Raw genomic sequence first — 25,751 nt, 5'->3', positions numbered from 1 at the left:
TGACTCTCAGGAAAGGAAGGGGATCCGATGGGATTGATGCGGATGGACGCGTTGCTCGTGGAAGCGCGCAGAAAGAGGATGGCGATCGGGGGATTCGAGTGCTGGAGCAGTGCCGGTGCGCGCGCGATCGCCGAGGCGGCGGCCGAGTGCCGCATGCCGGTGATCTTCCAGGCCACGCGTGCGGAATATGAATTGATGGGTGGCGCCGCGGCGATGAAGGCGATCGTCGAATGCTACGTCGAACAGGCCGGGATCGACGCCGCCCTGCATCTGGATCACGGGGCCTCGATGGAAGAAGTGCGCACCTGCCTGGACGGCGGATTCAGCTCGGTCATGCTCGACGCCTCACGCCTGCCGCTGGAAGAGAATATCGCCGCCTCGAGCGAGGCGGCCGGGGCGGCGCACGAAGCCTCGTGTTCAATCGAGGCCGAGCTCGGCCATGTAGGCGGGTTCGAGGGCGATCTCGAAGAGGTCGACGACGAGCAGGCGGGCCTGACCGATCCGGAGGAGGCGGAACGCTTCGTCGCCGAGACCGGGATCGATTGTCTCGCCGTCGGCATCGGTACCGTGCACGGGGAGTACCGGCGCGAACCGAACCTCGACCTCGACCGCCTCGCTCGTATTGCCGATCGCGTGCCGCTTCCGCTCGTCCTGCACGGCGGCTCTGGCGTGACGGACGAACTCCTTCTTCAGGCGATCGAGCGCGGCATCGCGAAGATCAATATCTGCACGGATATTCATAAGGTCTGGATCGCCGCCGTGACCGCGGCGCGGGAAACGCGGACGCCCTCGCTCGCGGGACGTTATTACGAGCCCGCTCAGGAGGCCCTGAAGACGTCGATCGCGGGGATCATTCAGAAGTTTGCCAATGGAAAATCATGGTAGCCGGAAGGAAATGGGTGACATGAAACGATCTGAGATCAACGAAATCCTGCGCGAATCGAAGGCGTTCTTTGAACGCATGCAGTTCGTCCTCCCTCCGGTGGCCTTCTGGTCGCCCGACGAGTTTCGGGCGCGAGGTTCGGAGGCACGTGAAATCATCGACTGCGGGATCGGATGGGATTTGACCGATTTCGGGCGGGGCCACTTTCATGAACAGGGCCTGACGCTTTTTACGCTGCGCAACGGCGTGCCGGGCGACGCGCGCTACCCCAAGCCCTATGCTGAAAAAATTATGATCGTAGGCGAGAACCAGCTCACCCTCACGCACCACCACTGGAAGAAGACCGAGGACATCATCAATCGCGGGGGCGGGACCCTGATTCTCCGTGTTCACACGGCCGCGGAAGACGAGACTCTTTCGGATGATCCCGTGACGTTTTCCAAAGACGGCGTGATGCAGACCGTGCCGCCGGGGACCGACGTGAGGCTGGAGCCGGGCGAGAGCATTACCCTTACGCCACGGCTCTACCACAGTTTCTGGGGGGAGGCCGGCTGCGGACCGGTTCTGGTCGGCGAGGTGTCGGCGGTGAATGACGATCACCGCGACAACGCCTTTCTGGAACCCCAGCTCCGCTTTCCCGAAATCGAGGAAGATGAGCCGCCGCTGCATCTCCTGGTCGGCGATTACCCCGAAGGGGGCGGTGGGGCATCATGAGCGAATCTCTTCCCGGAGTGGTTGTAGCGGGGCTTACCTGCCTTGATCTCGCGCCGAAATTCCGCGCCGAAACGGGCAACGATATGGCGACCCTGTTCCGGCCGGGCAAACTGATTCCGATGGACGATTGCCATCTGAGTCTCGGAGGCCCGGTGCCGAACACCGGGATCGGGCTGGCCAAACTGGGATTTGATGTAAGTCTGTGCGGAAAGACCGGCGACGACGTGTTGAGCACCACGCTGCGGGCGATTCTCGGGGAAGAGCGCAGCCGGTCGATGACCCTCGACCCCGAGGGAACTTCGTCGTACACCGTCGTGCTCGCCGTGCCCGGCCGGGACCGTATTTTCCTCCATCACGAGGGCGTGAACGCCACCTTCGGTGCGGAGGATATCGATTGGTCCGCCGTAGAATCGGCGGGGCTCTTCCATCTGGGTTATCCCCCCGCGATGAAGCGGTTGTATCGGGATGACGGCGCGGAACTCGCCGTGATTATGCGTCGCGCGAAGGAACTCGGGGCGACGACCAGCCTGGACATGTCCCTGCCCGCCGCCGGGACTGAGGCGGGTGAGCTGGATTGGACATCGGTACTTCGGAATGTCCTGCCGCACGTCGACCTCTTTCTGCCGAGTATTGAAGAACTCGCCTACATGCTCGACCGCGATCTCTTTCATCGCAGGGAATCCGAGGCGGAGGACGGCGACCCCGTGCGGGCGTATCAACCGGATGATTATGGTGCGCTTTCCGATTCCGCCCTCGAATGGGGCGCCGCAGCCGTCACCCTCAAGAGCGGGGAGTGCGGATTTTACCTTCGAACCGCCGGGGCCGATCGCTGGGCGAACCTGGGCCGGGTGCGGCCCGGGGACACGCGGGCATGGTCCGGCCGGGAACTCTGGGGTCCCTCGTATCGCGCCGATCCGGTCGTCTCCGCGACGGGGTCGGGGGACTCCTCGATCGCCGGATTCCTCTCCGCCTTCATGCGCGGGTTCGGTCCGGAAGAGGCTGTTCAGGCCGCGAATATCGTAGGATGGCAGAACGTGCGTGCGATGGACGCTTTGAGTGGCCTGGAGGCCTGGCCCGCGACGCTGCAATACATGGAGGATCATACCCGGCCACGGAACCCCCTGGAACTCGATCCGGCGAGCTGGTCGTGGTCCGAGCGTCATCAGATATTTCACGGTCCGCACGATCAGGAAACGCGTTGAATAAGGCGTCAGCCAGCCTTGCCAGGACGGAGTGAATACATTTACATAAGGCGAAATATTAAGAAAGGTGGAGCGATGAAGCGGAGAATACGGGTCATATTGACGGGAGTTGCACTGGCTTGCGGAGTTTTCGGTGCGGAGGCGGAAGAGGAGATCCTGGCGCTCGGGACGATGGACGGGTTTTACCGCAACACGGCGGTCCTGGATCGCACCCTCGCCAAAGCCATGTGGTTACGGGATATGCCCGACTGGCTGCAGGAGACGGACTTCCCGTACCCGAAGAAGGAGGCCGACATCGAGGCGCCGTTTGCCGACCACCTGTCCGTCGTGCGACTGCTCGGCGGATGGCATGATCCCAAGCTCCCGCCCGACCGGCATAACGATCCGAACGACCTCGTCGGGCGGAATGATTCGGGCGAACTCTTTTACCGCTGGGACCTGCTCAAGGCGCGGCTGGATCCGTATGTTACACGCGGATATGACCTCACACTCGTGCTCGACAACGTCCCCTACTGCCTGCCCGACGAACCTCGCAAGGGGACGTACGGACAGGCCGCTCCGCCGTCCGATTTCAATGAATGGCAGACCTTTATCCGCGAGATGTGCCTGGAGTTGAAGCGGCTCTACGGGGCTTCGTACGCGAACCGTCTCCGGTTCCGCATGGGAACCGAGATGCAGGATCGGCGGCGCTTCGACGGGACGTATGAGGAGTTCCTGCAGACCTATGACCACGCCGCGGCCGCCGTGAAGGAGGTCCTGCCCGGGGCGAAGTTCGGGCCGTTCAACCGGTCGATGCCGCACGGGAACTTCGATACCTTCGAGGGCCTGGTCGAAGGGAACGTCAGCATCTTCGATCTGGCCGAGCACTGCGCGAACGGCACCAACCGCGCCACCGGAGAGATCGGGGCCCCGTTCGACTTCCTCGCGCGGTCGTTCTACTACTTCTCCAGCAATCCCAAGCCCGGCAAATTCGGCAACATCCATCCCGATCAGCGTGTGCCGGAATTCGAGCGGTTGTGGGAGACGATCGAAGGTATTGCGCCGAAGCACGAGGGTATCTCGCGCGAAGTGCATGAGTACGGACCGCACCTGAACACCGAGGGCGGCGTCTACGGACTCGATACCGGCGCGCGCGGGGCCGCCCAGAATCTGCATACCATAGCGGAGATGAAGGAAGTCGGCTGCGATCGCCTCTGGCACTGGGGCATCTTTGAGTGGATCGATGGCGATCACGTCCTGATGCAGGGGCACGCCTGGCTGTATCACGTGTTTGAACGGATGCGCGGAGGCGCGCTCTACACCGTTCCGGTCACCGCGTCCGAAGATCACGGCCATACGCAGAAAGCCATGCTCTCGGTAAAACGCGACGAAGCGATTCTCGTGGTCGCGAACTGGAACGTCGATCGGGAAAAACATGAATCCGGCGAACTGATCGTCGACCTTCCGGGCGAGGTTCTCCCGACGCGGCTGAAGGCTGCGGAGCAACTGGTCTTCAACCGTGAGACCTCGGTCTATGACGTGATCCGCCGCGACCTGGAGGCCGCGGGCCTGCTCTCGGAGAAACACAGGGAACACCGCGGAGAACCGGCGACCGTGGTCTCGGAAGGCGGCTATACCGTGATGGCTGCAGACCGCGCAGAGGGCCGGACGTTTGTCCGAAAGAACTGGGACCGCTATCTCGGCATGATGAAGGATTCGCTGACGCGGGTCCCGTTCGACGGCATGGCCGTGGTGGAGGAGGGGGCCCCTGTCTGGCGCCAGTGGTTCGGCGGCGATCCCGGCAGCACCATGGTTACATTCCACGCGGAATGCCCGTCTGTAACAGTCGTGGTGTTCCGGTAAATTTGCTGGCCGCGACGAGGTTCTGTATAAAGAACGAAAAAGAATCCTGGGAGGATAAAATGAAACACCGCGCCATATCATGGATGGTCGCCGCTCTGCTGCTGACCCTTCTTCCGGCGTCTTTGACCGGCGCCCGCGACGTTCGCGAGGTCCGCGCGGATTTTGAAGACGCCGCGTCGATCGGGAAGTGGGACGGGTTTTACCGCGGTCACCAGCTTCAGGGCCACCTCACGAGCCTTCGGCAGGGGCTGGTCACGATTCCCGAGTACATGTTCGAGACGTCGTTTCCGTATCGTAAACGGCCCTATGAAGAAGAGATCCCGTTTGTCGACACGATCTCGATCGTCCGTTTCTGCGGCGGCTATCAGAAGGCGTGGGCGCGTCAGTCCGGATTCGATGAGCCGGCGAAGCTGGATCTCGCGTACGAGGATGAAAACGGCGAACTGCAGTACCGGTTCGAGTGGGTGAAAAAGCGACTGAACCCCTACCTCGAGATGGGCTACCGCGACATCATCATCTCGCTCGACAACGTGCCCTATGCGATGCAGGCCTACGAATCGACCGGGGCTTACGGACAGATCGCGCCGCCGCGGGATTACGAGGAGTGGGGCCGTTTTATCGAAGCGCTCTGCAACCACATGATCGATCTCTACGGCTACGATCTGCCGAATCGCTGGACGTTTCGGATGGGGACCGAGAACAACGGCCAGAAGCCGGGCGACGCCCATACCTTCGACGGCACGCACGAGCAGTGGATCCGGTGGTACGACTTCACGTCCGCCGCGGTGAAGAAGGTGCTGCCCGGGGCGCGCTTCGGTCCGGGCGAATTCGGGGGCCCGATCCACACCCGCGGGGTCGAACCGCCCGCCGTCGACTACATCAGGTTCGTCGAACATTGCGCGACCGGGGCCAACTACGCCACGGGCGAAATCGGCGCCCCGCTCGACTTTATCGCCAATTCGTCGCACTCGGTGCCGCGTTATCAGAACGGAAAGCTGGTCGGATGCGCGTGGCCCTCCGAACGTGTGGATGCCAACCGAGATTCGTACCGCAATATGATCGGTCCGCACCGGCAGTACGCCGATCTTCCGAAGTACTGCTTTCAGTTCGGACACCTGTGCAGCGAACAGACCGATCCCACCGAGAAGGCCATGCCCGGGGTCGGCAGCGTCCTGCGCACCTGTGAACCGGGCGGACGCGGGGCGGCATGGACCTTTCACACGCTCGTGGAGATGAAGGAGGAGGTCCCCGCCATCGAGGGGATCTGGCATTGGGGCGTGCTGGAGAGTTTTAAGGGCGGCCTCGACGGAAGCGCCGAAAAGAGTACGGGACGGGTGACGCACGCATTGCTCAAGAGCAACGGATGGCTCTACTCCATCCTCGATTACGCCCAGGGCGGCGAGGCGTGGGTTTTCGATGTCCCCGCCGGCGCCGACGGGACGGTCTACAAGATTCTTTTCACGACGCGCCGGGGGCATACCTACCTGATCGCCTCCGCCTTCCACGCCGACCGGGGTTATTTCACCCCGCGCGAACTCTCTGTGACGATCCCGGCCCGGCTGTTTCCGGGTAACCCGAAAAAGACCCTCGCCGGACAGGTTGAACTTACGCAGAAGAATTCCGTCTATCGCGAGATCCGCAAAGATTTTGAGGAGCGGGGCCTGCTGGCCCCGGGCCATGCTCGCTATGACGATCTGCTGGCCGGGATCTATGAGATCTCCGATCGGGAAAAGCGCGGGGAGGTCATCGATTGTCTGCGTGCGAACTTTCCCGTCTATCGTGAACGCATGGTAGACTCGCTCACCCTGAAGCCGTTCGAGGGTGTCCTGGAGCGCGGGAATGATGAGTATACATTCACCTTCGAAATGATCCCCGGCTCGGTCAAGGCGATCGCGATCGAACACCCTTAACGCTCGTAGTAGGCCCGCAGGCCTGCGAAGCAGGACCAGGGCCGTTATCTTCACGCGCCTGGCCTGCGGGGCAGGCTTACGGCGCTACTACGAACTTTTCCTCCCGCTCGTAGTAGGTCCGCAGGTCCGCGCAGCGGGGCCAGGGCCGTTGTCTTCACGCGCCTTGCCTGCGGGGCAGGCTTACGGCGCTACTACGAACGTTTCATCACACGCGCGCACTTAACGTTCGTAGTAGGTCCGCAGGCCTGCGAAGCAGGCCCAGGGCCGTTATCTTCACGCGCCTGGCCTGCCGGGGCAGACGCGCGGCGCGGCTGCAAACCCTTCTTCGGTCTCGCGTTCACGCGGACGATCGCACGCGGCCCATCGTGCGCGCTATTTCGAGAGACTCCTGGAGCGGCATCCGTTCGCTCTCGGTTCGGCCCTCGCGAAGGTCGCGATGGACCTCGCGGATCTCGTGTTCAAAACCGGATTTCTCGCAATGAATGACCGAGTCCTCTTCGCCGTCCCGAGAGATCGTGAACTGATCCGCGCCGGTGAAAAGGGATACATGGATCGTTCCCCGCGTACCGGTGAGAACCACATCGCGCGGTCGCGCTTCCCGGAACGAGCATCGCCATTCGGCCACCGCGCCGTCCGGATAGCGGAACCGTGCAGCGGTGGTCTTATCGACGCCCGTCCAGGCAGGCGTGATCGAAGACTCGACCGTTTCAGGATCGCGCCCGAATATCATCCGCGCATAGGCCACCAGGTAGACCCCAAGATCAAGCAGGGCCCCGCCCGCGAGGCGGGGACTGTACATCCGGTTCCAGGGCATCATTTTCGGCGCAAGCAGCGGCATCCTGACGCAGAACTCCGCTTTCATATGTTGGACCTCGCCGATGACGCCGTCCGCGAGCACCTGCTGAAGCCGGATTGACGAGGGATTGAAACGGGTCCACATCGCCTCCATGGCGAAAACCTTCCGCGCGCGGGCCGTCCGGATCAGCCGTTCCGCGTCGCTGGCATGGTGGGTCAGGGGTTTTTCGACCAGCACGGGGATGCCGCGCTCCAGGCAGAGCAGGGCATGATCCGCGTGGACGTTGTGCGTGGTGGCGATATAGACCGCATCGAGATCCTCTTCTTCAAGCATGCGGGAGTACGAGTCGTAGAGATGCGGGATGCCCGTCTTGTCGCCCAGCCGACGCGCCCGGCGCATCGACTTGGATGCCGCGGCGACAACGCGTCCCTCTCCGGTGTTTAAGAGCGAGCGGTGAAACTTCGGCGCGATCAGGCCGCAGCCGATGATGCCCCAGCGGATTCCGTTTGAATCGTTCATGAAACGAACTATCACAGAATTTCAGTATGGATAAAAGGGTCACTCATCAGAGGTGCCATATTGCGGTCCGTTTTGCTTCTCAAGGATGCTCTTTGACTTGAATATTGAAGTTGAGACAGGAGCGGTTGACTCGACGGTAACGTTTCGTTATCTTTCAGCGACTATAAAAGGGAGGGGTTCAATGAGGCAGCTTGTTTCCGGGGTGATGTTTCTGTCGGTACTGACCGCAGCGGTTGTTTTTGCGGCGGACGATGAGCGCGCATTTTACGAATCGGACGCCTTCACGGTGTATCAGACGTCGGTGACGCGGGACGGGAAGCGCGCCTATCTCGATCCGGATACCGGGGCGCTCGTCTCCGAGGCGGAATTTCGTTTCAACCGCAAGCCGGAGCGGCCGGCGGAATGGACGCCGCAGCACGACCTCTCGCCGTATCCCTCCTTCCGCAGCGAGTACCCGATCGTCGATGCGGTTTACAATCTGGCCATGGACAACATCCTTGTCCACCTCGATTACGCCTGGCCGAATGAGAGTACGGTCGGTCTGTTCAACGCCTCCGAGGGCCGTCCTCTCTGGGTGCGTGACACGGCCTACTCGGTTATGGGCAGCCTGCCGCTCTTCCAGGAAGGCGCGCGGAAAAGTCTCGAATGGTGTCTGCACAAGGGCGAGGGCATCAAGCCGGAGCAGATGTACGGGATCGTCGGGTTCCACATCAATTTCCCGACCGTGGACAACCGCTACAGCATGACCGATTTTCTGATCTGGATTGAGGGGGCCTGGCAGTACGCGCTGGCGAGCGGAGATGTTCAGTTTCTGAAAGACCATTACGTCGAGATGACCCACAGTGCGGAGCTGGTAAGGTCTCTGCATTTCGATCCGTACGACGGACTTTACCACGGGGGCGAAACGATCGGCGACGGCGGCAGCATTTACCCGGAAGGCGCCACGGGCCGCACCGACCTCAAGGGCAGCAGTGTGAATTTCATTCATTACCGCACGCAGCTTGTGCTGGGGGAGATCGCCGACTGGATCGGGCGTCCGGTCGAAGAGGCGGAGCGCTACCGCCGTCGCGCCTACGCATTGAAAGACGCGGTCAACCGCGAACTCTGGCTGGAGGAAAAGCGGTTCTTTTCTCTGCTCAAAATGGGGCGCGATACCGAGCCCCTGGGCCGGTCGACGCTATCCGGCAACAGCTTCGCGTTGCTCTGGAACGGGATCAACGATCCGGCACGCGTGGAGTCGATCATCGACCATGTGCCTGACACGCCCTGGGGTGCGCCGCTGACCTATCCGCCGTATCTGAATCGCGGGGCCTACCATGACCAGAACGTGTGGCCGATGATGGACGGCTTCTGGGGCGCGGCGAATGCGCGCGCCGACAACCCGGAACGCATGGTCAAGACCCTGGCGCTGCTGACCTGGGACGGGGCGTTCCATCATACGATGAGTGAGATGTGGGGGCTGTTTGACGGGGACCCGCGCGGAAAATATCCTCAGCTCTGGTCCTGCACGGCCTTTCTGCTGAACGTCTACCAGGGCCTGCTGGGAGCGGAGGCCCTGCCGCAGGGAATGCTGATTGAACCCTCCGTGCCGGAAGAGTTCGCCGGAGGATTTGAGATCGCGGGATTTCCGTATGGAAAAGCCACATGGACCTTTCGGGTCCGGGGCGAGGGGACGAGAGTCGCTTCATTCAAGATCGACGGCAAACCGTCGATCAATATTCTTCCCCGTCAACTCGAAGGAGATCACGTCGTCGAGATCGAAATGACGAAAACCCTGCCGTTCGGGATCACACAACCTCCGATGCGGGTTGCGGTCAACGGGGATGCGCTGGAACTTGAGGTGCGCAACGGGGGGAGAGACGATCTCGGGGCCGTGGTGTTCGCTGCACCTGACCTCGCTCCGCAGCGATTCGAAGTCAGCCGCGGAACATTGACCCTTGAGCCCCGCGAGCTGCGCGGGAACCGCACCGGGACGATCCGGTATATGCTCTACAGCAGGGACGGCAAGGGGCAGCCGCGGTCCATGGGTCCGATGCGGACCCTTGAACTGAGGCGGCCGACGGTCGCGCGCTGGGCCCCCGGGGTGTACGACACCTCCCGCCCGATCGAGTCCGGGACCTTCGCCTGTCATCGGCTCGTGGTGCGCAACGAAAAGCAGACCGAAGAGAACTGTAAAGTCAGGGTGGAAACTCCGGCCGGACTGAGAGTCGAAAAAGCCGTGCATACGCTGCACGTTCCCGCCGGGAGCGAAGCGGACGTAAAAGTCTCCTGGGAGGCGACCGCGGAACTCGATTACGGGCGTCACACCATACGGGCGGAGATCATTCCCGAACACAGCCCGATCTTTTATGCCGAGATCCCGGTCCTCGTTGAAGAAGCCATTAAATTGCGAGGGACGTGGTGCATGCATGAGCACGAAGAGGGGCTCGAGGGGGCGTCGATGGAGATCAACGACCGCGACGGACGCTGGCCCATACGACGCCTCCCGCGGCGCTGGCAGCGCTGTGAGGGGTTCGAGAACTCAGAGGGCCCGCTGTGGTACCGGAAGCACGTGCTCGTCCCGACGGTATGGGATGGGCATGACGCCGAGCTGTTCTTCGGCGAGATCGACGGTTATCCGACCGTGTACGTCAACGAGACCGAGCTGGAGCAAATTCCTTCCCGACCCAAAACATTCCGCTACCGCGTGCCGGCGGAGTTGCTCCAATACGGGGCGAATAATCTGATCGCCGTCTTTGTCGAACAAGGGGCCAACCCGAACAAGAGCGGACTGTGCGGCTGGCCGATGGAACTGCGCGTGCTCCCGGCTTCAGAAGGAGAGGGGCGGTGATGAGAGAGGTTTTCGTATCCGTCCTTATGTCGTTCGTTCTGATAGGACGCGGCGCGGGCATGTCGGCCGAGCGCCCGCGTCCGAATGTGATCCTGGTGATCTGCGACGATCTCGCGCACAAGGCGATGGGCTGCTACGGCGACGCCCTGCTGGACACGCCCCGGCTCGACCGGATGGCGGAGCAGGGCGCGCGCTTCGATCACTGTTTCGTCACCGACAGTCTCTGCTCGCCCAGCCGCGCGGCGATCCTGACCGGCAAGTATGCGCATCTGAACGGCGTGCCGGATAACTGGGCGGATTTTGACGGTTCGCAGCCGACGCTGCCGAAATACCTGCGCAGGGCCGGATACCAGACGGCCATGATCGGCAAGTGGCACCTGCATACGGAGCCGACCGGCTTCGATCATTGGCAGGTGCTGCCGGGGCAGGGGGCGTATTCCAATCCCCAATTTCTGACCCCCGCCGGCAAAATCCGGCGGTCGGGCTATGTGACCCGGGTCGTTACTGAGGATGCGATCGAATGGATGCGGAACGGTCGCGATCCGGGCAAGCCGTTCTATCTGCAGATCGGACACAAGGCGCCGCATTCGCAATGGGAGTACGAGCAGCAGTACGCCGGGCTGTTTGAAGGGCGTAGGCTTCCGGAACCCGGGACGCTGAATGAGGATCTTTCGCATCGTACGCCTCCCTTGGAACATGTGGAGACGACCCTCGACCCCGAGGGGATCTGGAAGTACGAGAAAGGCTGGGCCGCTCGCCACGGCGGGCCGGAGCGCATCCTTCCCGAAGGGCTGAACAAGGCCCGGATGCGCGGATGGATCTATCAGCGTTACGTCAAAGACTACCTGCGCACGGTTGCATCGATCGACGATCAGATGGGCCGTCTCCTCGACTACCTGGACGAGTCGGGGCTGGGCGAAAACACACTCGTGATCTTCACGTCCGATCAGGGGTATTTCCTCGGCGAACACGGGTTCTACAGCAAACACCTCATGTACGAGCAATCCTTCGGCACCCCACTGCTGATGCGCTATCCCGGCGTAATCCAGCCGGGGTCGGTGGTCGACGATCTCGCCATGAACATCGACTTTGCTCCGACCGTGCTCGATTTCGCCGAAGTGGAGTGTCCGGCGGATATGCAGGGTCGGAGCCTGCGCCCGCTGGTCGATGCCTCGGTCGACGGCGGGACCTGGCGGGAAGCAGTCTACTACCGGTACTATCACCCGGGCTGGGGTCATACGCCCCACGAGGGGGTGCGCACGGACCGCTATAAATTAATCCGCTTCATGCACCCCCGAAGCGCGCCGCGCAAGGAGTACTGGGAACTGTACGATCTGCAGGAAGACCCCGACGAGATGCATAACCTTTACGAGGAGGCGTCGCCGGAACTCATCCAGCGTCTCACGCGTAAACTGGTCGAACTGCGGAGACGCTATGACGTGCCGGAGGATAACTCCGACCTGCTGTTCAACATGGGGCCGAAGGTCCCTCCTCTGGAGTAACCCTGTGAGCCAAGGATGTTGCGGATGAATCGGAATACGGTAGGCGTCCGGCGTACGGCGGCGCTGCTGATGATGGGGGCTTTCGCGACGGCCTCGTCCGCCGCCCCGCTCTGCAAGCCGCTCGGCGAGCTGGACGCCTTCTGGCGCTACAGCCCGGCGCTCGGCCCGTTCCATGAGGTGGGGCAGGCCCTGATCGAGATTCCCGATTACGTCCTGAAGAGCGATTTCCCGTATGCGAAAAAACCCTATCCGCGCGAAGTGCCCTTCGCGGATCACCTGAGCATGGTGCGCATTCTGGGCGGCTTCAACGACGGCAGCGAAGAGGGCGAGGGCGATCCCGCCGTTCGTGCACGCGATCTGGCCCGGCGCGACGAGCGGGGGGATATCCGCTACCGCATGGAGCTGCTCGAGCCGCGTCTGCGCCCGTATCTCGACTGCGGCTACTCGAGCTTCACAATCGTGCTCGATAACGTGCCGTGGTGTTTTCCCGAAGATCCGAATGCGGTGGGGCTGGGTCAGTACGAGCCCCCTCGGGATCCGAAGGAATGGCACGACTTCATCGTCGTATTCTGCCGGGAACTGGAACGCATCCTCGGTGCTGAAAAGGCCAATCAGCTCCGATTCCGCGTCGGGACTGAGAACAACGGGCTCGAGCGCTTCGGCGGGACGCATGAAGAATTTGTGCGGCACTACGACGCCGCGGCGGTCGCGGTGAAGACCGTCCTCCCCGGCGCGGATTTCGGGCCGTACAATATCTCCGGCGCCAATCTGCGTCATTTCCCGAAGCAGAACGTGAATGCCCTCGCCCTCGCCGAACATTGCCGGACGGAGCCGAACACCTTCAACGGTGCGCGCGGGACGCCGTTCGACTGGGTGGCCTTTTCGCGCTACTACTCGCCGGATACGGACGTGCATGCCAGCGCCCGGGGGTGTTATCAGATCTGGGAGGAATTCGAGCGGAGATTCCCTTCGCTCGAATTCTCGCGCGAGATTCACGAATTTGATGTGGCGCCCTTCGGTGAAGAACGGCGCGGGGCGTTTGTCAGCGAAGAGTACGGTGCCCTCGGGGCGGCGCTCACCGCCCAGATGACGCTTCGCCTGCGCGAGGCGGGCATCGACCGCCTCTTTCACTGGGAGATGGCCGATCGCTTTCGGGACCGGCGCGCCCGGATGAAGCACCTGTTCACAGGCCACGCCTGGCTGCTCTCCGTCCTCGAACGCGGGGTCGGCGGCGAGTCCTATCTGCTCGAGCCGCTGTTCTCTTCGATGCACCGGACTGATCACCTGGGCTTTTTGAGTGTGGGGGACGACTGGGCGTTGTTCGTGTTTGCCGCGTACAACCGGAAGACCGATGTCGATGAGATGGAGGAGGTCGTGTTTCAGGTCCCCGCCGAAGTCGCCGACCTGCGCGGGATGAGGCGATCCACGGTCGTACTGGACCGCGAGACGGCCGTGCACGATCGCATTCGCGACGATCTCGCCGCCGCCGGGCTGCTGGTGGACCGCTTCGTCGAACGCCCCGACCGGCTGGGCGGGGTGCGCGAGATGGGGAAGGGTCGTCCGGCGGAGGGACTCGTCGGCGATAAGCTGGAGACGTATCATCAGCAGTGGATCGATTCGCTGACCCTCCAGCCGCTGGAGGGGGAGGCGGGGTCGATCCGGCGTACCCTCGAGGGGTATACTCTTGCATTGAACCTTGCCCCGCCAGAGGTGCGGGTGATCTGGATGGAGCGATGATGGAAGGATGTGTGCAGTCGGAGTCGTTCGGGGAAAAGAGAACCCTGAAAGCGTTCACCCTGATCGAACTGCTGGTCGTGATCGCGGTGATCGGCATCCTGATGACGATCCTCGTGCCGATGATCGGCAAGGCCCACAATCGCGCGCTGGCGACCCAGTGTACCTCGCACCTGAGTCACCTGGGCGAAATGTTTCTAATGTATGTCACCGATCATGACGGGTATATGCCCGCCTGGAAACAGAACGATCCCGATATGCCCACCTGGTTTGAAGCTTTCTGGGAGGCGGGCTACGTCGACACACGCTATGGGCGAAGCAAATACTTCTACTGTCCTCTGACCGCGCGGGACGGGCGGGATCACGGCAAGGGCCTTTCCCACTGGCACTGGGTCAATCCCGATTACGGTATGAATTACGGCCTGGTGCAGTACGGCAACTGTCCGACGGATCGTACCATGTGCAGAGAAAACGCCTGCTTGCCATTCCCCGGCCCGGAGAAACCGTGGTGATGGCGGATTCGGGAAACAGTTTGCGGAGCGCAGCGGGCGACTACCTCGGGGACTTCCGGCTGGCGCCGGTCTGGTATAATTTTATTCGCGGAGGGCCGATGCCGAACATGGACGACTACGACGGGTACGGCTTTTTATGATTTCGTCACCCCCGCCCCGAAGGATCGATGCGAAACATGACGGACTGCCATGCGAACGCGCTCTTTTTCGACGGACCTGTGGAGGCGCTTCACTATACCGATCCGCGCATCCAGTCGCTGGAGGGCCGGCGACAGCTTTTTATCGGTGATCCGAACAGTGACTGGGCGCCGGGGTTGCGATGAATCGGCACATCGAACAAACAGGGAGAATGTTGTAATGGCGAAAACAGTGCTGAAATCTCTTCTGTTGCTTGTCCTGTGCGGAGTCCTTCAGACGGCCCGCGCGGCGAAAGACCGTCCGAATGTCCTGTTGATCGTTACCGACGATCAGGGGATTGGCGATTTCGGGTTCATGGGCAACGACACGGTGAAGACGCCGAATCTCGACCGGCTCGCGGAACAGTCCGCGCACTTCACCAATTTCGTCGTCGCCCCGGCCTGTTCGCCGACGCGCAGCTCGCTGATGACCGGCCGCAATCATATGAAGGCCGGCGTCTGGGGCGTCGGGCCGCGCAATAATCTCATGCGCGACGAGATCCTCATGCCGCAGTATTTTAAATCCAACGGCTACGGCACCGGCTATTTCGGAAAGGGCGACGGCGTGGGACTGCTCGAGCTGAAGCCCTGGGATCGCGGCTGCGACGAGGCGGAGTATCCCTGGGGCTACGATCATCTCGACCCTCGTATGATCACGCCGGAGGGCGTGATCGAACGCGAGGGCTGGACGTGTGATATCAATGTCGATTTCGCCCTGGATTACATTCGCCGCCAGGGCGATCAGCCGTGGTGGTGCACGGTGGCTTACATCATCCCGCATCTGCCGTGGGAACCGCCGGAGACCTATGCCGAATACTACCGCAAACAGGGTTGCTCCGAGCGTCTCGCCGCCGTCTACGGGAGCATTACGCAGATGGACGACGCGACCGGTCACCTGCTGCGCGAGCTGGAGAAAATGGGACACATCGAGGATACGATCATCGTTTTTCTGAGTGATAACGGGCCCTCCTACAAGGACATGACGGAAGAGGAGATCGAGAGCCGCAATTCACTCGAACTTCGCGGAACCAAGGCCACGGCGTGGGACAACGGGATCCGTGTGCCGCTGCTGGTCCGCTGGCCCGGAACGATCGAGCCCGGCCCGCGGCCCCAGTTTGCCTCGGTCGAGGATATCCTGCCGACGCTGGCGGACCTGACGGGGCTGGATCCGGCGAAGTTCCCGGAACATCACCCGTGGGATGGCGTCAGTCTGCGCTCCGCCCTGCAGGATCCCGATTCGGCGGAGATCGAGCGGACCGTGTTTCGCGTGGCCATCTCGGGCGAAGGCGCCGCCGGCGGCGCCCGGGCGGTGGTCAACCATCCCGACGAAGTTTCGATGCGTGAACAGCACGTGACGCTGCGCGGCCCGCGTTTCAAATATCACAACTACGCGGACGGGTCTTCGGAACTTTTTGACCTCGATGCCGACCCCGGCGAGACGGTCGACGTGAGTGACGAATTCCCGGAAATCGCGGCGCGGTACGCCGCGGAACTCGAGGACAAGTACGAAGCGATCCTCGATACCGGCCGCGCCTACCGGATGCCGTGGCTGAAGGTGGGCCGCTACCGGCCGGGGTACAATAAGCTTAACTCGGTGATGGCGCAGAAGATCTACGGAGACCTGAAAGGCGTCGGCTTTCACTACCTCAAGGGCTTCGCCCAGCCCGGAGATCGCGCGGAGTACGCGATTGAGGTGGTGCGCGGCGGCGAGTACACCGCCACGATGGACGGAAAGCAACTCGACCATGGCGGGGGATGGATGCTTCGATTCGGCGACACGGAGGTGCGGCCGGAGACGACGACTCCGCAGAAAGTGACCTTTCCCCCGTTCACTTTGGGCGAAGGCCGGCAGACGATGACTCTGACGGTAGAAGGAAGCGGCGAACAGCGCGATCCGCCCCTGGTGCAGAAGATCTACCTCGCCCCGCCACGGTAAGAAAAATCGCCCCCCTTCGGGCCGACCGCAAAAAACGGCCACGATACAAAAAGGAACCGCCATGAAAAAATCCTGTCTTCTCTCGCTCCTGCTCTTCACCGCCTCGGTTTTCGGTCGCGCGGCAGAACGGGAACACCCGAATGTGCTGCTGATTATCAGCGACGACCAGGGGATCGGCGACTTCGGGTTCATGGGCAATGACACGGTCAGGACGCCGAACCTGGACCGGCTCGCGGAACAGTCGGCCCTATTCACGAACTTCATCGTCGCCCCGGCCTGTTCGCCGACGCGTGCGTCACTGATGACGGGCCGCAATCATATGAAAGCCGGCGTCTGGGGCGTCGGGCCTCGAAATAACCTGATGCGCGATGAGACCCTGATGCCCGAGTTTTTCAAAGCGGCGGGATACGGCACGGGCTACTTCGGGAAACGCGACGGGATTTATCTTCTCGAAATGGAGGCCTGGGAGCGCGGCTGCGACGAGGCCTCGCACGTCACCGGATACGTGCACAAGGACGCGACCAGCATCACCCACACCGGCATGGTCCCGCGAGTCGGGTGGACCTGTGATGTGGATGTCGACACCTCGCTCGATTACATCCGCCGCAAGGGCGACGGTCCGTGGTGGTGCACCACGGCGTTTATCCTGCCGCACCTGCCGTGGGAGCCTGCGGAGGAGTTCGCGCAGCCGTACCGCGACGCGGGGTGTTCCGAGCGCCTCGCGGCCGTGTACGGATGCGTCACGCAGCTCGACGACGCCATCGGGCGGCTGCTGCGCGGGCTCGAGGAGCTGGGCCATGCCGACGATACGATCGTTCTCTTCATGAGCGACAACGGTCCGTCCTATAAGAACATGACGGACGAAGATATCGCGAACCGCAATCCGCTGGGCCTGCGCGGCAGCAAGGCTACGGCGTGGGACAACGGCATTCGCGTGCCGTTGATGGTCCGCTGGCCGGGTCACGTGCCGCCCGGCGAACGCCCGCAGTTCGTCACCGTGGAGGATATCCTCCCCACACTGCTCGACATGACGGGGATCGATGAAGCCGAGTATCCGGAGCATCGGTCCTTCGACGGAATCAGCGTCCGGGATGCCATCGAGAACCCGGAGGCCGAAGAGATCGAGCGTTCCGTGTTCCGTATCGCGATTTCGGGCGAAGGTTCCGCGGGCGGACGCAAGGGGATCGTCAACGATCCCGGACAAATCACGATGGCTGAACAGCATGTCACCCTGCGCGGCCCGCGCTTCAAATATCACAACTTCGCCGGCGGAGAGACGGCCCTCTATGATATCGATGTCGACCCCGGCGAGACGACCGACGTGAGCGGGCGTTTTCCGGAGATCGCCGCGCGGTATGACGCGGAGCTGGAACGCACCTACGGGGAGATCATCGACACCGGCCGCGCCTTTCGTATGCCGATCGTCAAGATTGGTCGGCCGCAGTCAGGCTACAACACCGTGTGGGGCGCTATGGCGCAGCGGATCGAGGGCGGGCTGCGCGGGGTGGGATTCTTTGGCGTCAGGGGATTCGACGCACCCGGCGACCAAGCGACCTACAATGTGATCGTCGACCACGCCGGGCGCTACGACATACGGGTCCTGGGCGAGCACATCGCACACGGGCGCGGATGGCAACTGGAGATCGCCGGCGAAGAGATCCCGCTGCGCAAGCGGGACGACGACGCCCTGGTCTTCGGCCCGACTCAATTGGTGGCGGGCGATCTTGACGTATCGGTCTCGACCGAAGATAGAGCAGAGACCGGCGAACCGCCGATGCTGGAGAAAATCAGGTTCTATCCGCTCGATTAAAAACCGACTAATTTTAGTTGAACTTCAGGAAGCGTTGCGATAAATTTCGCTCTGTTCGAGGAAGGTGGGGAGTTGCGAAAGTGTGACCCAACCCACGGGGATGCAGGGGAAGAGAAACTAACAGGAGGAGAAATCGCATGAAGACAGTGAAATTGTTTGTCATTCTCGTGCTTACAGGTGCGATGGCGGGCGCGGTTTCGGCGGCGACGGCGACGTACACGAACAACGACGTAGGGAACTGGACGAATCAGAATTATTGGACGGGCGGCGACGCGGCGGGCGGCCTTCCGGACGCGGATGACGACGTGGTGATGCAGATTATATCGACGAGCGGGGCTAAAAACCTGGGACTTGATGACGCGCGCACGGTCAATTCGTTCACGATGGACAACAACAATGGTAATACCCGACTGGAAATCCGTACGGGCGGCAGTCTGACGATCGCGACCGGGGTACTCGACGGAAACGGACAGGCCGGTTCGCTGCAGATTGAGCAGAACATCGAGGCGAACGCAGACAGTGTCTTTACCGCAGATGCCTCGGAGTTGTTTTATGTCGGTCTTCGTGGAGCGGCGAACTGGGGCGATACGGCGTACTGGACGCTTGTCAACGGTCAGGATATTGACAGCCTGAATACATTCATCGGCCAGAACAATCAGCCCTATGGCGGTGTAATGACCCTTGAGACCGGCAGCTCGCTGCGTACCGGGCAGAGGTTGCACCTTGCACCGCGCGATAACGATATCCAAGCCAGTACGACTGAATTTAATCTGGACGGGGGAAAGCTGATTGCGCGTCTCGGCATCATTCGTGACGGCAATGACGAGTTTACGGATGGTACGGCGATCTTCAACTTTAACAGCGGTGAAATCGAAGTCGATAACGCAGCGGAGTCGGTCATCGAAAGTACGCAGGGGGGGTCGACGCTGGACATCTCGCTGGGCGACGGGGCCGGATCACGGGTCATCGATACGCTGGGTCTGACGATGAGACAGGCCTCGACCGCGCGGTTCGTCGATCAGTCCGGCGCGAACGGCGACTGGCAGAAGCTCGGGACCGGCATCATGATTCTGCAGGGTACGAACACCTACACCGGCGATACGGTCGTCGATGAAGGTACGCTCAAACTCGATGAAACCGGGACGCTGTCTTTCCTCGTCGAAGGCGACGGCGTGAACAACACGATCTACGACAGCGCGGACGCGGACGCCGCGCTCGTGCTGGCCGGTGAGTTCGTGATCGATCTCACGGGTGCCGGAACAACGGTCGGCGACGAATGGGAGCTTTTTGACTACGATAGCTTCCAGCAGGTTCAGATCAGCAATACGTTCTCGGTCGCTTCGTTTACGGACGCGGGCAGCGGTCTCTGGACGAACGCTTCGAACGGCGTGACCTACGAGTTCGATGAATCGGACGGCATGCTGACGGTGATTCCCGAACCGGCCACGCTCGGTCTGATCAGCATGGCCTTCGGCGCGCTGTTCGTGCTGCGTAGGCGTATTATGCGCTAATCATGACCGTATGAGTCGTAGAAAGGCCTTTCCCGGAGACGGGGAAGGCCTTTTTTTTTCGGTTTCCGAAGAGCGCGAGCGGGTATCCCTCTGCCTTTGCCCGTGGTCTTCCGCGCGCTCGAAACAGGGCAATGACAGCGCGCACCCATAAAGAGATGGTGGCCAACTAACGATCCCCCTGTTATTCTATCGCTAAGTTTCTATCCGGGCCGAACACTACAGATCACAAGGGAGGCGGAATGAGGTCGATTCGTGTGGGCGCGTGCTTTTCACTGGGGGTGCTGATCGCGGGAACCGCCTGGGCTGCGGCCCTTCCGCCGCCGGTGGATGTGACCACATGGGATCTCGAATCGTGGCGCGCCTGGCCGCACGAGATCGAAATCCTCTCCACCCGCATCGCACCGCTTCAGTTCGCGGGAGGCAACGACTGGGTTCACGTCGGCGATAGTTGGGTCGCCGCGAGTGAGGCGAATGAGGAAGACACGGCCTCCGCCACCGCATTGTCCTATGATCTCGAGATCACCGATTTTTATGTCACCGGCGGCGGCAATGAAAACGGCCCCAATCGTATTTTCTGTGCGAGTGCGGTGCCGCAGAATGGGGAGGGACCCTTCCCCGTGCTGTTCGTCTTTCACGGCGGGGGAGGGCATGCGAGTGGGGCCCTGGCCCTCGGGATCGCGCGTATGAATCCCGGATTCGCCGCCGTGGCGGTTGACTACAATGGCCAGTTCCGGCCCGTCGACGCCCCGGTCACGCAGTGGGTGACCCAGACCGAAGAGACGCGCGAGCGGCGTCACGATCTGGATCCAAATCCGCTCAACTTCCCGATGTACCACAACGTACAGGCAACCCGGCGCGTCCTCGACTGGACGGAAGCCCAGCCGTGGTCGGACGGGGAACACTTCGGCGCGGTGGGCATCTCGTACGGCGGGTGGGTCTCGTTTTTTCTCGCCGGCGTGGATGAGCGTATCACGTCGGTCCTGACCCACGTCAGCGCGGCGGGCACGAAAGGAATGCGCGGTCGCAGTTGTCAGGCGCTTGACTGGCCGCCGGAAGAACAGGTTTCGATCTGGCAGGAACACGCCGATCCGATCGTTTACGCGCCGCGCCATGATGTTCCCGTATTCATGAAACTGGCCGCGAACGACCGCTTCTTCTGGCTCGACGGTGCCGCGAATCACCGCGACCGTTTTCCGCATAAGGGTCAGTGGGCCCTGATCCCGAACAGCGATCACGGCAACGGCGGTCCCGACTTTCCGGATCCGAGCGGACTCTGGCACCAGGCGGTCTATTTCGGCGGGACACCGTTCCCCTCGTATGGAACCATCTCCTGGGCACGGGATGGTCGGGACGTGCGCGTCCCCATTCAGGCCGAACGCCCCCTGAAATCGGTCCATCTCGCCTGGAGTGTCGGCGATCCCGTTTCGCCCGCCCGCTATTGGCGGTGGATCGAGGCGGAGGAGAAGGGCGGGGTCTGGTCCGCACCTCTTCCCGAGGGACATGAGCGTTTCGAAGGCCACATCTATTTCACCGCGATCGATATCGACGGCCGCATCGTCTCTTCCGACCTCGTACGTAAACCGGGGTCAGCCCTCGAAGAGGCCATGACATGGGAACGCGGCGCGTTATGGGACATGGCCATGGGCCCCGCGGCCTGGCGCTCGGATCTCTCCTTCGATAAATCGACGATTCAATCGGCGGGAGAGGGCCGGGTGCGCTTTGTTCCGCTCAAGGCGGGACGACGCGCCGTCCTGCTCACGAACAGCTTCATCGTTCCGGAAAAGGCGCGTACGCCCCATCGCGGCATCCGGATCGAACTCTCGGGCAACGGGGAATCCTATGCGACCCGCGTCGTCCTCGCCCGCGATTATATGAGTCTCGACCAACAGCTTTACGCCGCCGAGGTCGAGGTTCCGAAGGAGTCGGATGTCATCGATCTCACCTGGGATCAATTCGAGCCGTACGGCGGCGGCACGAGCGAACCCCATCCCGGGTCGATCAACGGGCTCGTACTCGATACCGAATCGCTGCCCGAAGGCGGACTGACCGTAGGACCGATCGGCTGGATGGATGAATAGACCGGAAGATGGGCGTTGGAATGTTAAGGCAGGGATTCTGCTGTCCAGCAGAACCGACCGAAAAGCGGCGCGCTCGGAAATCGCGCCCATCCCGGGAACACAGGGTGAAATTAAAGGCAGGGGGGTGAAACCTTGATTCCAAGATTGATATTGAGTGTTGCCGGCGGGATCTTCTCTCTGTTTGCTCTGAGCGCGGACGCCGTTCCGCCCGGCTGGACGGCGGAGGGGCACCGATTCGGCGGAGAGGGTGCGGTCGAGGTATACCGCGGCGACCATCATCATCACCTTTACGCCGAGACGATCGAGGTCGACGGCGCGGTATTCTCCGATGAGTTCATACTCGAAAAACCATGGCTCAATCTGAAGTTCTGCGAGGACACCTTTCGAGGAACGCTGAGTCTGGTCACCATGGACGACGAGGGGCGTGTCCGCGAATCGCGCACGATTCCCGATGTGAGTCGTCAGGCGGAGGGGTGGCTTAACGACGGATGGTTCGCCTTTGAGGTGAGTGAACTGATCGGACTTCGCGCGCGGCTTCAGGTGCGCGATCTTGCCTCGCTGGATGAGTTCACACTCGAACGGGTCGAACCGTCGAACCGAAGCCGGGGACCGGAGAATCTCGATTGGTACGTCGCGAAGATGACGGCGTTGATGAAGGCGGATGAAGCCGTCGCGAACAGCGATCCGTTCCGGCCGGTCATCCATACGGCCATCCCCTCAGGCAAGAGCTGGGACGCGAACGGCCTCGTGTTCAAGGACGGCGTCTATCATTTCTTCTATCTCGCCCGACCCAACGGGTCGACCCCGGTGATGGGCCATAAGCGGTCGACCGATCTGATCCACTGGGAGGAACTGCCGCCGGCGTGCGTGCCCAGTTTCGCGCACGGCGAGACCGCCGTCTGGTCCGGCTCGGCGATCCTCGGGCCGGACGGGCGCTGTCACCTTTATTACACCAGCGTCGGACCCGCCCGTCCGACCGCCTGCAATCCGTACCAGGGACATGGGGTCAGTATCGACGACGACTTCGTCCGCTTCAGGAAGGTCGCTCCGAATATGATCGTGAACGAACGCGATATTCCGGATCCCGTACAACAGGTGCGCGACCCCTTCGCATTTCGCGTCGAGGACCGGTACTTCATCACGTTGACCGGCGGGATCCTGCGCGAGGAATACCGCGATACGGTCACGAACCTCGAGGACTGGGACCATGAACAGATGGCCCCGGTCCTGATGCTCTTTGAATCCGGGGATCTCTACGAGTGGACCTATCGGGGCCTTGTCTTTCGGGAAGACCGGACAGGGTTCTGCGAGGTCAGCGATCTGTTCGAACAGGAGGGCCGCTGGTTCTACTCGCCAGGCGGGATGAAGTATTTTGTCGGCGACTTGAATTTCGATTCCGCAACCTATACTCCGGCGAAACAGGGGACGGCGAATACCGGCCTCTTTTACGCCTACCGTTCGATGACCGCGCCCGACGGGCGGCGTCTGGCGATCAGCCGGATCAAGGAGGGCGGCGATCTGGCGACAAAGAAATGGACGGAGTGTTACACGCTCGTCCGCGAGTGGTGGCTGGAAGGCGACGTGCTCCATCAGCGTCCGGCGGAGGAGAATCACGCCCTGCGGACCGGTCATCGTGAATGCACCGGGACCGTGAGCGGTGTCGAAGCCCTGTTCGAGGCCGGCGGCGAATACGAGATCGTCGCGGATCTCGTCGCGACGACCGCCGCGCGCTGTGGTCTTCAGCTTCGCCGCTCCGATGACGGGTCGCGGTTCTTTCAGGTGGGATGGGACGTAACCCGAAACGAGGCGTGGTGTTCCGTCATCAAGGACGGTGAAGTCGTGACGTATGACGCGCCGTGGATGGCGAGGCTCGCGATTCGACCCGAAAACAAGCAGGATCCTCATAAGGTCACTTTCCGGGTCATCATCGATCGCGGATTGGCCGAGATCTTTATCGATGACCAGAAGACGATCAATCGATGGGTGGAGGATATCCCGATCGACTGCACCGGAGTCGCGGTGTTTGCGGAAGGCGGCGAGGTCGAGGTGGACCGGCTGGATTACTGGGATCTCGAGTTGTGAGGACCACGGCGGAACACGCGGAATCTCGCGGATCGATAGAAGGCAGGACGTGGTACACAGGAGGGAGCCACCCATGATTCATCGACTCAAAACAACCGGAATTGCTGTGTTGCTGCTGGCCTTCGCGATCCATTCCAGGGCCGCGACACGACCCAATGTGCTGTTCGTCATCGCTGATGATCTTAACGACAGTGTGGAGGGATTCGGCGGTCATCCGCAGGCCCGCACACCGAATCTGGACCGCTTTGCCCGTTCCGCCGTGAAGTTCGCCGACGCGCATGTCGCCGTGGCCTTGTGCGGCCCCTCACGCGCGAGTCTGCTCAGCGGGCTCTATCCTCACACGACCGGCTATTACGGATGGGCCCAGAATGCCCGCGGCGGCGGCGACCCGCAGAACCCGAAACATACCTTTGAGCGTCCCGTGCTGAAAGATTGCACCACCTTGCCGCAACTGTTCGCGCAACACGGCTACACGGTATTCGGGACCGGCAAGATTTCGCATGAGTATCACCTCGGCGCGTGGATGTTCGACAACGCTGACGGAACACGGCACTGGGCCTTTTCTCCCGTCACCCAGGGACCGGGGCCCAGCGACGGGCGGACGTTGCCCAACGGATCGCTCCGTGGTGCGCCGACGACCGATCGGATGCCGCGGGAACTCGCGCGGATCGGAAGCTATTTCGGGCCGCTCTCCGAGGTGCCGGATATCCCGCCCGATCCGAAGACCGGTGCCCCGGGGTACCGGGGGTGGATGGAATGGGGCCAACCGTTTCGTTATGTCGATGAAAACGACCGCGACTTGATGAGTGATGAGAAGTCCGCGAACTATGCGATCGAAGTGCTCCGGCAAGAGCATGAGTGCCCCTTCTTTCTCGCCGTGGGTTTCTGCAAACCGCACACGCCGCTTATCGCACCGAAGAAGTACTTCGACCTTTTCGCCGAGGTGGAGATTGAGCTGCCGCCGTACCGGGAGAACGATCTGGAAGACTGTGTCGAGGAGCTCTGGAAAAACACGGTGCCGCAGAAGTATTTCAAGGCCGTGCGGGACGCGGGGATCGATACGTGGAAGGAATGGATCCGCGCCTATCTCGCGTGTACGGCCTTTATGGACGATCAGTTCGGACGCGTCCTGAGCGCACTCGAATCGAGCCCCTATGCGGACAATACGATCGTGATCTTCGTCAGTGACCACGGCATGCATCTCGGTGAAAAGGACATGCTCGCAAAAATGACCCTCTGGCACGAATCGACCCATGTTCCGATGCTCATACGGGTTCCCGGGTCCGCACAGGGCGGCCGGGTATGCGATCGCCCCGTGTCCGTCGTCGATCTCTATCCCACCCTTGTGGAATGCTGTGATCTTCCCGCCCCGGAACAGGAGCTGGACGGCGTCAGCCTTCGACCGATGATAGAGGATCCGGAAACGAAAGAATGGAGCGGGCCGGGCGAGGTTCTGGTCGCGTGGATGGGGCGTCCGACGCCCGAACAGCGCGAGCATCCTTACGTGAAGGCGGAAATCGAGCATCAGCACTTCGCGCTGGTCACGGACCGTTATCGCTACATCCGCGCCGCCGGCGGTGGGGAAGAGCTCTACGATCTCGCGAACGATCCGAACGAATGGACCAATCTCGCATCCGATCCGGAGCAGCGACCCGCGCTCGAAAGCCTTCGCGCAACGCTCGACGCACGCCTGGCGACGCCATAGCCCCGCGGA

18 protein-coding genes are annotated in these 25,751 nt (G+C 61.8%); 17 read left to right on the top strand and 1 reads right to left on the bottom strand.

Annotation, left to right across the window (positions count from 1 at the left end):
• Positions 1-27 precede the first annotated feature (27 nt).
• The 5 genes from L21SP4_RS06060 to L21SP4_RS06040 all read left to right on the top strand — a co-directional run bounded on the left by L21SP4_RS06060 (position 28) and on the right by L21SP4_RS06040 (position 6,551).
• Positions 28-885 carry a class II fructose-bisphosphate aldolase gene (locus L21SP4_RS06060; RefSeq protein ID WP_052881817.1) on the top strand — a complete coding sequence of 286 codons (858 nt, stop codon included), beginning with the start codon at positions 28-30 and terminating at the stop codon, positions 883-885.
• A gap of 19 nt (positions 886-904) precedes the next feature.
• A complete protein-coding gene (locus L21SP4_RS06055) occupies positions 905-1,597 on the top strand; it encodes a D-lyxose/D-mannose family sugar isomerase (RefSeq protein WP_052881816.1) in 693 nt (230 codons plus the stop codon).
• Positions 1,594-2,799 carry a carbohydrate kinase family protein gene (locus L21SP4_RS06050; protein ID WP_052881815.1) on the top strand — a complete coding sequence of 402 codons (1,206 nt, stop codon included), beginning with the start codon at positions 1,594-1,596 and terminating at the stop codon, positions 2,797-2,799. Before L21SP4_RS06055 ends, L21SP4_RS06050 begins: the two co-directional genes overlap by 4 nt.
• A gap of 75 nt (positions 2,800-2,874) precedes the next feature.
• Positions 2,875-4,641 (top strand): GH39 family glycosyl hydrolase, encoded by a 1,767-nt coding sequence (locus L21SP4_RS06045; protein WP_144413774.1) that lies wholly within the window; start codon positions 2,875-2,877, stop codon positions 4,639-4,641.
• A gap of 59 nt (positions 4,642-4,700) precedes the next feature.
• The gene (locus L21SP4_RS06040) at positions 4,701-6,551 is read left to right on the top strand and encodes a GH39 family glycosyl hydrolase (protein WP_160300716.1); all 1,851 of its coding nucleotides are present in this window, start codon (positions 4,701-4,703) and stop codon (positions 6,549-6,551) included.
• Between the two features lie 337 nt (positions 6,552-6,888).
• Here the strand turns inward: L21SP4_RS06040 and L21SP4_RS06035 are convergent, their stop codons facing one another.
• Positions 6,889-7,866 (bottom strand): Gfo/Idh/MocA family protein, encoded by a 978-nt coding sequence (locus tag L21SP4_RS06035; protein ID WP_052881812.1) that lies wholly within the window; start codon positions 7,864-7,866, stop codon positions 6,889-6,891.
• A 181-nt stretch (positions 7,867-8,047) separates the two neighbouring features.
• Here L21SP4_RS06035 and L21SP4_RS06030 point away from each other — a divergent pair, with 181 nt between their 5' ends.
• From L21SP4_RS06030 to L21SP4_RS05985, 12 genes are all read left to right on the top strand, one after another.
• The gene (locus L21SP4_RS06030) at positions 8,048-10,696 is read left to right on the top strand and encodes a glucosidase family protein (RefSeq protein WP_144413773.1); all 2,649 of its coding nucleotides are present in this window, start codon (positions 8,048-8,050) and stop codon (positions 10,694-10,696) included.
• Complete coding sequence (locus tag L21SP4_RS06025; protein WP_052881810.1) at positions 10,696-12,198, top strand: sulfatase family protein; 1,503 nt, start codon at positions 10,696-10,698, stop codon at positions 12,196-12,198. The genes L21SP4_RS06030 and L21SP4_RS06025 overlap by 1 nt, the downstream gene beginning before the upstream one ends.
• Positions 12,199-12,222: 24 nt before the next feature.
• Positions 12,223-13,935 (top strand): glycoside hydrolase family protein, encoded by a 1,713-nt coding sequence (locus L21SP4_RS06020; protein WP_052881809.1) that lies wholly within the window; start codon positions 12,223-12,225, stop codon positions 13,933-13,935.
• Positions 13,932-14,444: a type II secretion system protein gene (locus L21SP4_RS06015; protein WP_082116571.1), complete on the top strand. Its 513-nt coding sequence runs from the start codon at positions 13,932-13,934 to the stop codon at positions 14,442-14,444. The genes L21SP4_RS06020 and L21SP4_RS06015 overlap by 4 nt, the downstream gene beginning before the upstream one ends.
• On the top strand, positions 14,444-14,584 hold the full coding sequence (locus tag L21SP4_RS13090; protein ID WP_160300714.1) for a hypothetical protein: 141 nt from the start codon (positions 14,444-14,446) through the stop codon (positions 14,582-14,584). Before L21SP4_RS06015 ends, L21SP4_RS13090 begins: the two co-directional genes overlap by 1 nt.
• Positions 14,585-14,620: 36 nt before the next feature.
• Entirely contained in the window at positions 14,621-14,767 is a 147-nt protein-coding gene (locus tag L21SP4_RS13085) for a hypothetical protein (protein ID WP_160300712.1), read from the top strand.
• A gap of 34 nt (positions 14,768-14,801) precedes the next feature.
• Positions 14,802-16,556 carry a sulfatase-like hydrolase/transferase gene (locus L21SP4_RS06010; protein WP_052881807.1) on the top strand — a complete coding sequence of 585 codons (1,755 nt, stop codon included), beginning with the start codon at positions 14,802-14,804 and terminating at the stop codon, positions 16,554-16,556.
• 61 nt (positions 16,557-16,617) lie between these two features.
• A complete protein-coding gene (locus L21SP4_RS06005) occupies positions 16,618-18,366 on the top strand; it encodes a sulfatase-like hydrolase/transferase (protein WP_052881806.1) in 1,749 nt (582 codons plus the stop codon).
• A gap of 137 nt (positions 18,367-18,503) precedes the next feature.
• Positions 18,504-19,877 carry an autotransporter-associated beta strand repeat-containing protein gene (locus tag L21SP4_RS06000; protein ID WP_052881805.1) on the top strand — a complete coding sequence of 458 codons (1,374 nt, stop codon included), beginning with the start codon at positions 18,504-18,506 and terminating at the stop codon, positions 19,875-19,877.
• Between the two features lie 239 nt (positions 19,878-20,116).
• Entirely contained in the window at positions 20,117-21,955 is a 1,839-nt protein-coding gene (locus L21SP4_RS05995; protein ID WP_144413771.1) for an alpha/beta hydrolase family protein, read from the top strand.
• A 144-nt stretch (positions 21,956-22,099) separates the two neighbouring features.
• Entirely contained in the window at positions 22,100-24,037 is a 1,938-nt protein-coding gene (locus L21SP4_RS05990; protein ID WP_160300710.1) for a glycoside hydrolase family 32 protein, read from the top strand.
• A gap of 73 nt (positions 24,038-24,110) precedes the next feature.
• Positions 24,111-25,742: a sulfatase gene (locus L21SP4_RS05985; protein WP_096335063.1), complete on the top strand. Its 1,632-nt coding sequence runs from the start codon at positions 24,111-24,113 to the stop codon at positions 25,740-25,742.
• Positions 25,743-25,751: the final 9 nt, after the last annotated feature.

The organism is Kiritimatiella glycovorans (genome assembly GCF_001017655.1).
GTDB lineage: Bacteria > Verrucomicrobiota > Kiritimatiellia > Kiritimatiellales > Kiritimatiellaceae > Kiritimatiella > Kiritimatiella glycovorans.
This window is presented reverse-complemented; position numbering and strand designations above follow the sequence as displayed.

Coding starts and splice junctions, on each gene's coding strand:
- L21SP4_RS06060 (WP_052881817.1), top strand. CDS start 28: ATGGGATTGATGCGGATGGACGCGTTGCTCGTGGAAGCGCGCAGAAAG.
- L21SP4_RS06055 (WP_052881816.1), top strand. CDS start 905: ATGAAACGATCTGAGATCAACGAAATCCTGCGCGAATCGAAGGCGTTC.
- L21SP4_RS06050 (WP_052881815.1), top strand. CDS start 1,594: ATGAGCGAATCTCTTCCCGGAGTGGTTGTAGCGGGGCTTACCTGCCTT.
- L21SP4_RS06045 (WP_144413774.1), top strand. CDS start 2,875: ATGAAGCGGAGAATACGGGTCATATTGACGGGAGTTGCACTGGCTTGC.
- L21SP4_RS06040 (WP_160300716.1), top strand. CDS start 4,701: ATGAAACACCGCGCCATATCATGGATGGTCGCCGCTCTGCTGCTGACC.
- L21SP4_RS06035 (WP_052881812.1), bottom strand. CDS start 7,866: ATGAACGATTCAAACGGAATCCGCTGGGGCATCATCGGCTGCGGCCTG.
- L21SP4_RS06030 (WP_144413773.1), top strand. CDS start 8,048: ATGAGGCAGCTTGTTTCCGGGGTGATGTTTCTGTCGGTACTGACCGCA.
- L21SP4_RS06025 (WP_052881810.1), top strand. CDS start 10,696: ATGAGAGAGGTTTTCGTATCCGTCCTTATGTCGTTCGTTCTGATAGGA.
- L21SP4_RS06020 (WP_052881809.1), top strand. CDS start 12,223: ATGAATCGGAATACGGTAGGCGTCCGGCGTACGGCGGCGCTGCTGATG.
- L21SP4_RS06015 (WP_082116571.1), top strand. CDS start 13,932: ATGATGGAAGGATGTGTGCAGTCGGAGTCGTTCGGGGAAAAGAGAACC.
- L21SP4_RS13090 (WP_160300714.1), top strand. CDS start 14,444: ATGGCGGATTCGGGAAACAGTTTGCGGAGCGCAGCGGGCGACTACCTC.
- L21SP4_RS13085 (WP_160300712.1), top strand. CDS start 14,621: ATGACGGACTGCCATGCGAACGCGCTCTTTTTCGACGGACCTGTGGAG.
- L21SP4_RS06010 (WP_052881807.1), top strand. CDS start 14,802: ATGGCGAAAACAGTGCTGAAATCTCTTCTGTTGCTTGTCCTGTGCGGA.
- L21SP4_RS06005 (WP_052881806.1), top strand. CDS start 16,618: ATGAAAAAATCCTGTCTTCTCTCGCTCCTGCTCTTCACCGCCTCGGTT.
- L21SP4_RS06000 (WP_052881805.1), top strand. CDS start 18,504: ATGAAGACAGTGAAATTGTTTGTCATTCTCGTGCTTACAGGTGCGATG.
- L21SP4_RS05995 (WP_144413771.1), top strand. CDS start 20,117: ATGAGGTCGATTCGTGTGGGCGCGTGCTTTTCACTGGGGGTGCTGATC.
- L21SP4_RS05985 (WP_096335063.1), top strand. CDS start 24,111: ATGATTCATCGACTCAAAACAACCGGAATTGCTGTGTTGCTGCTGGCC.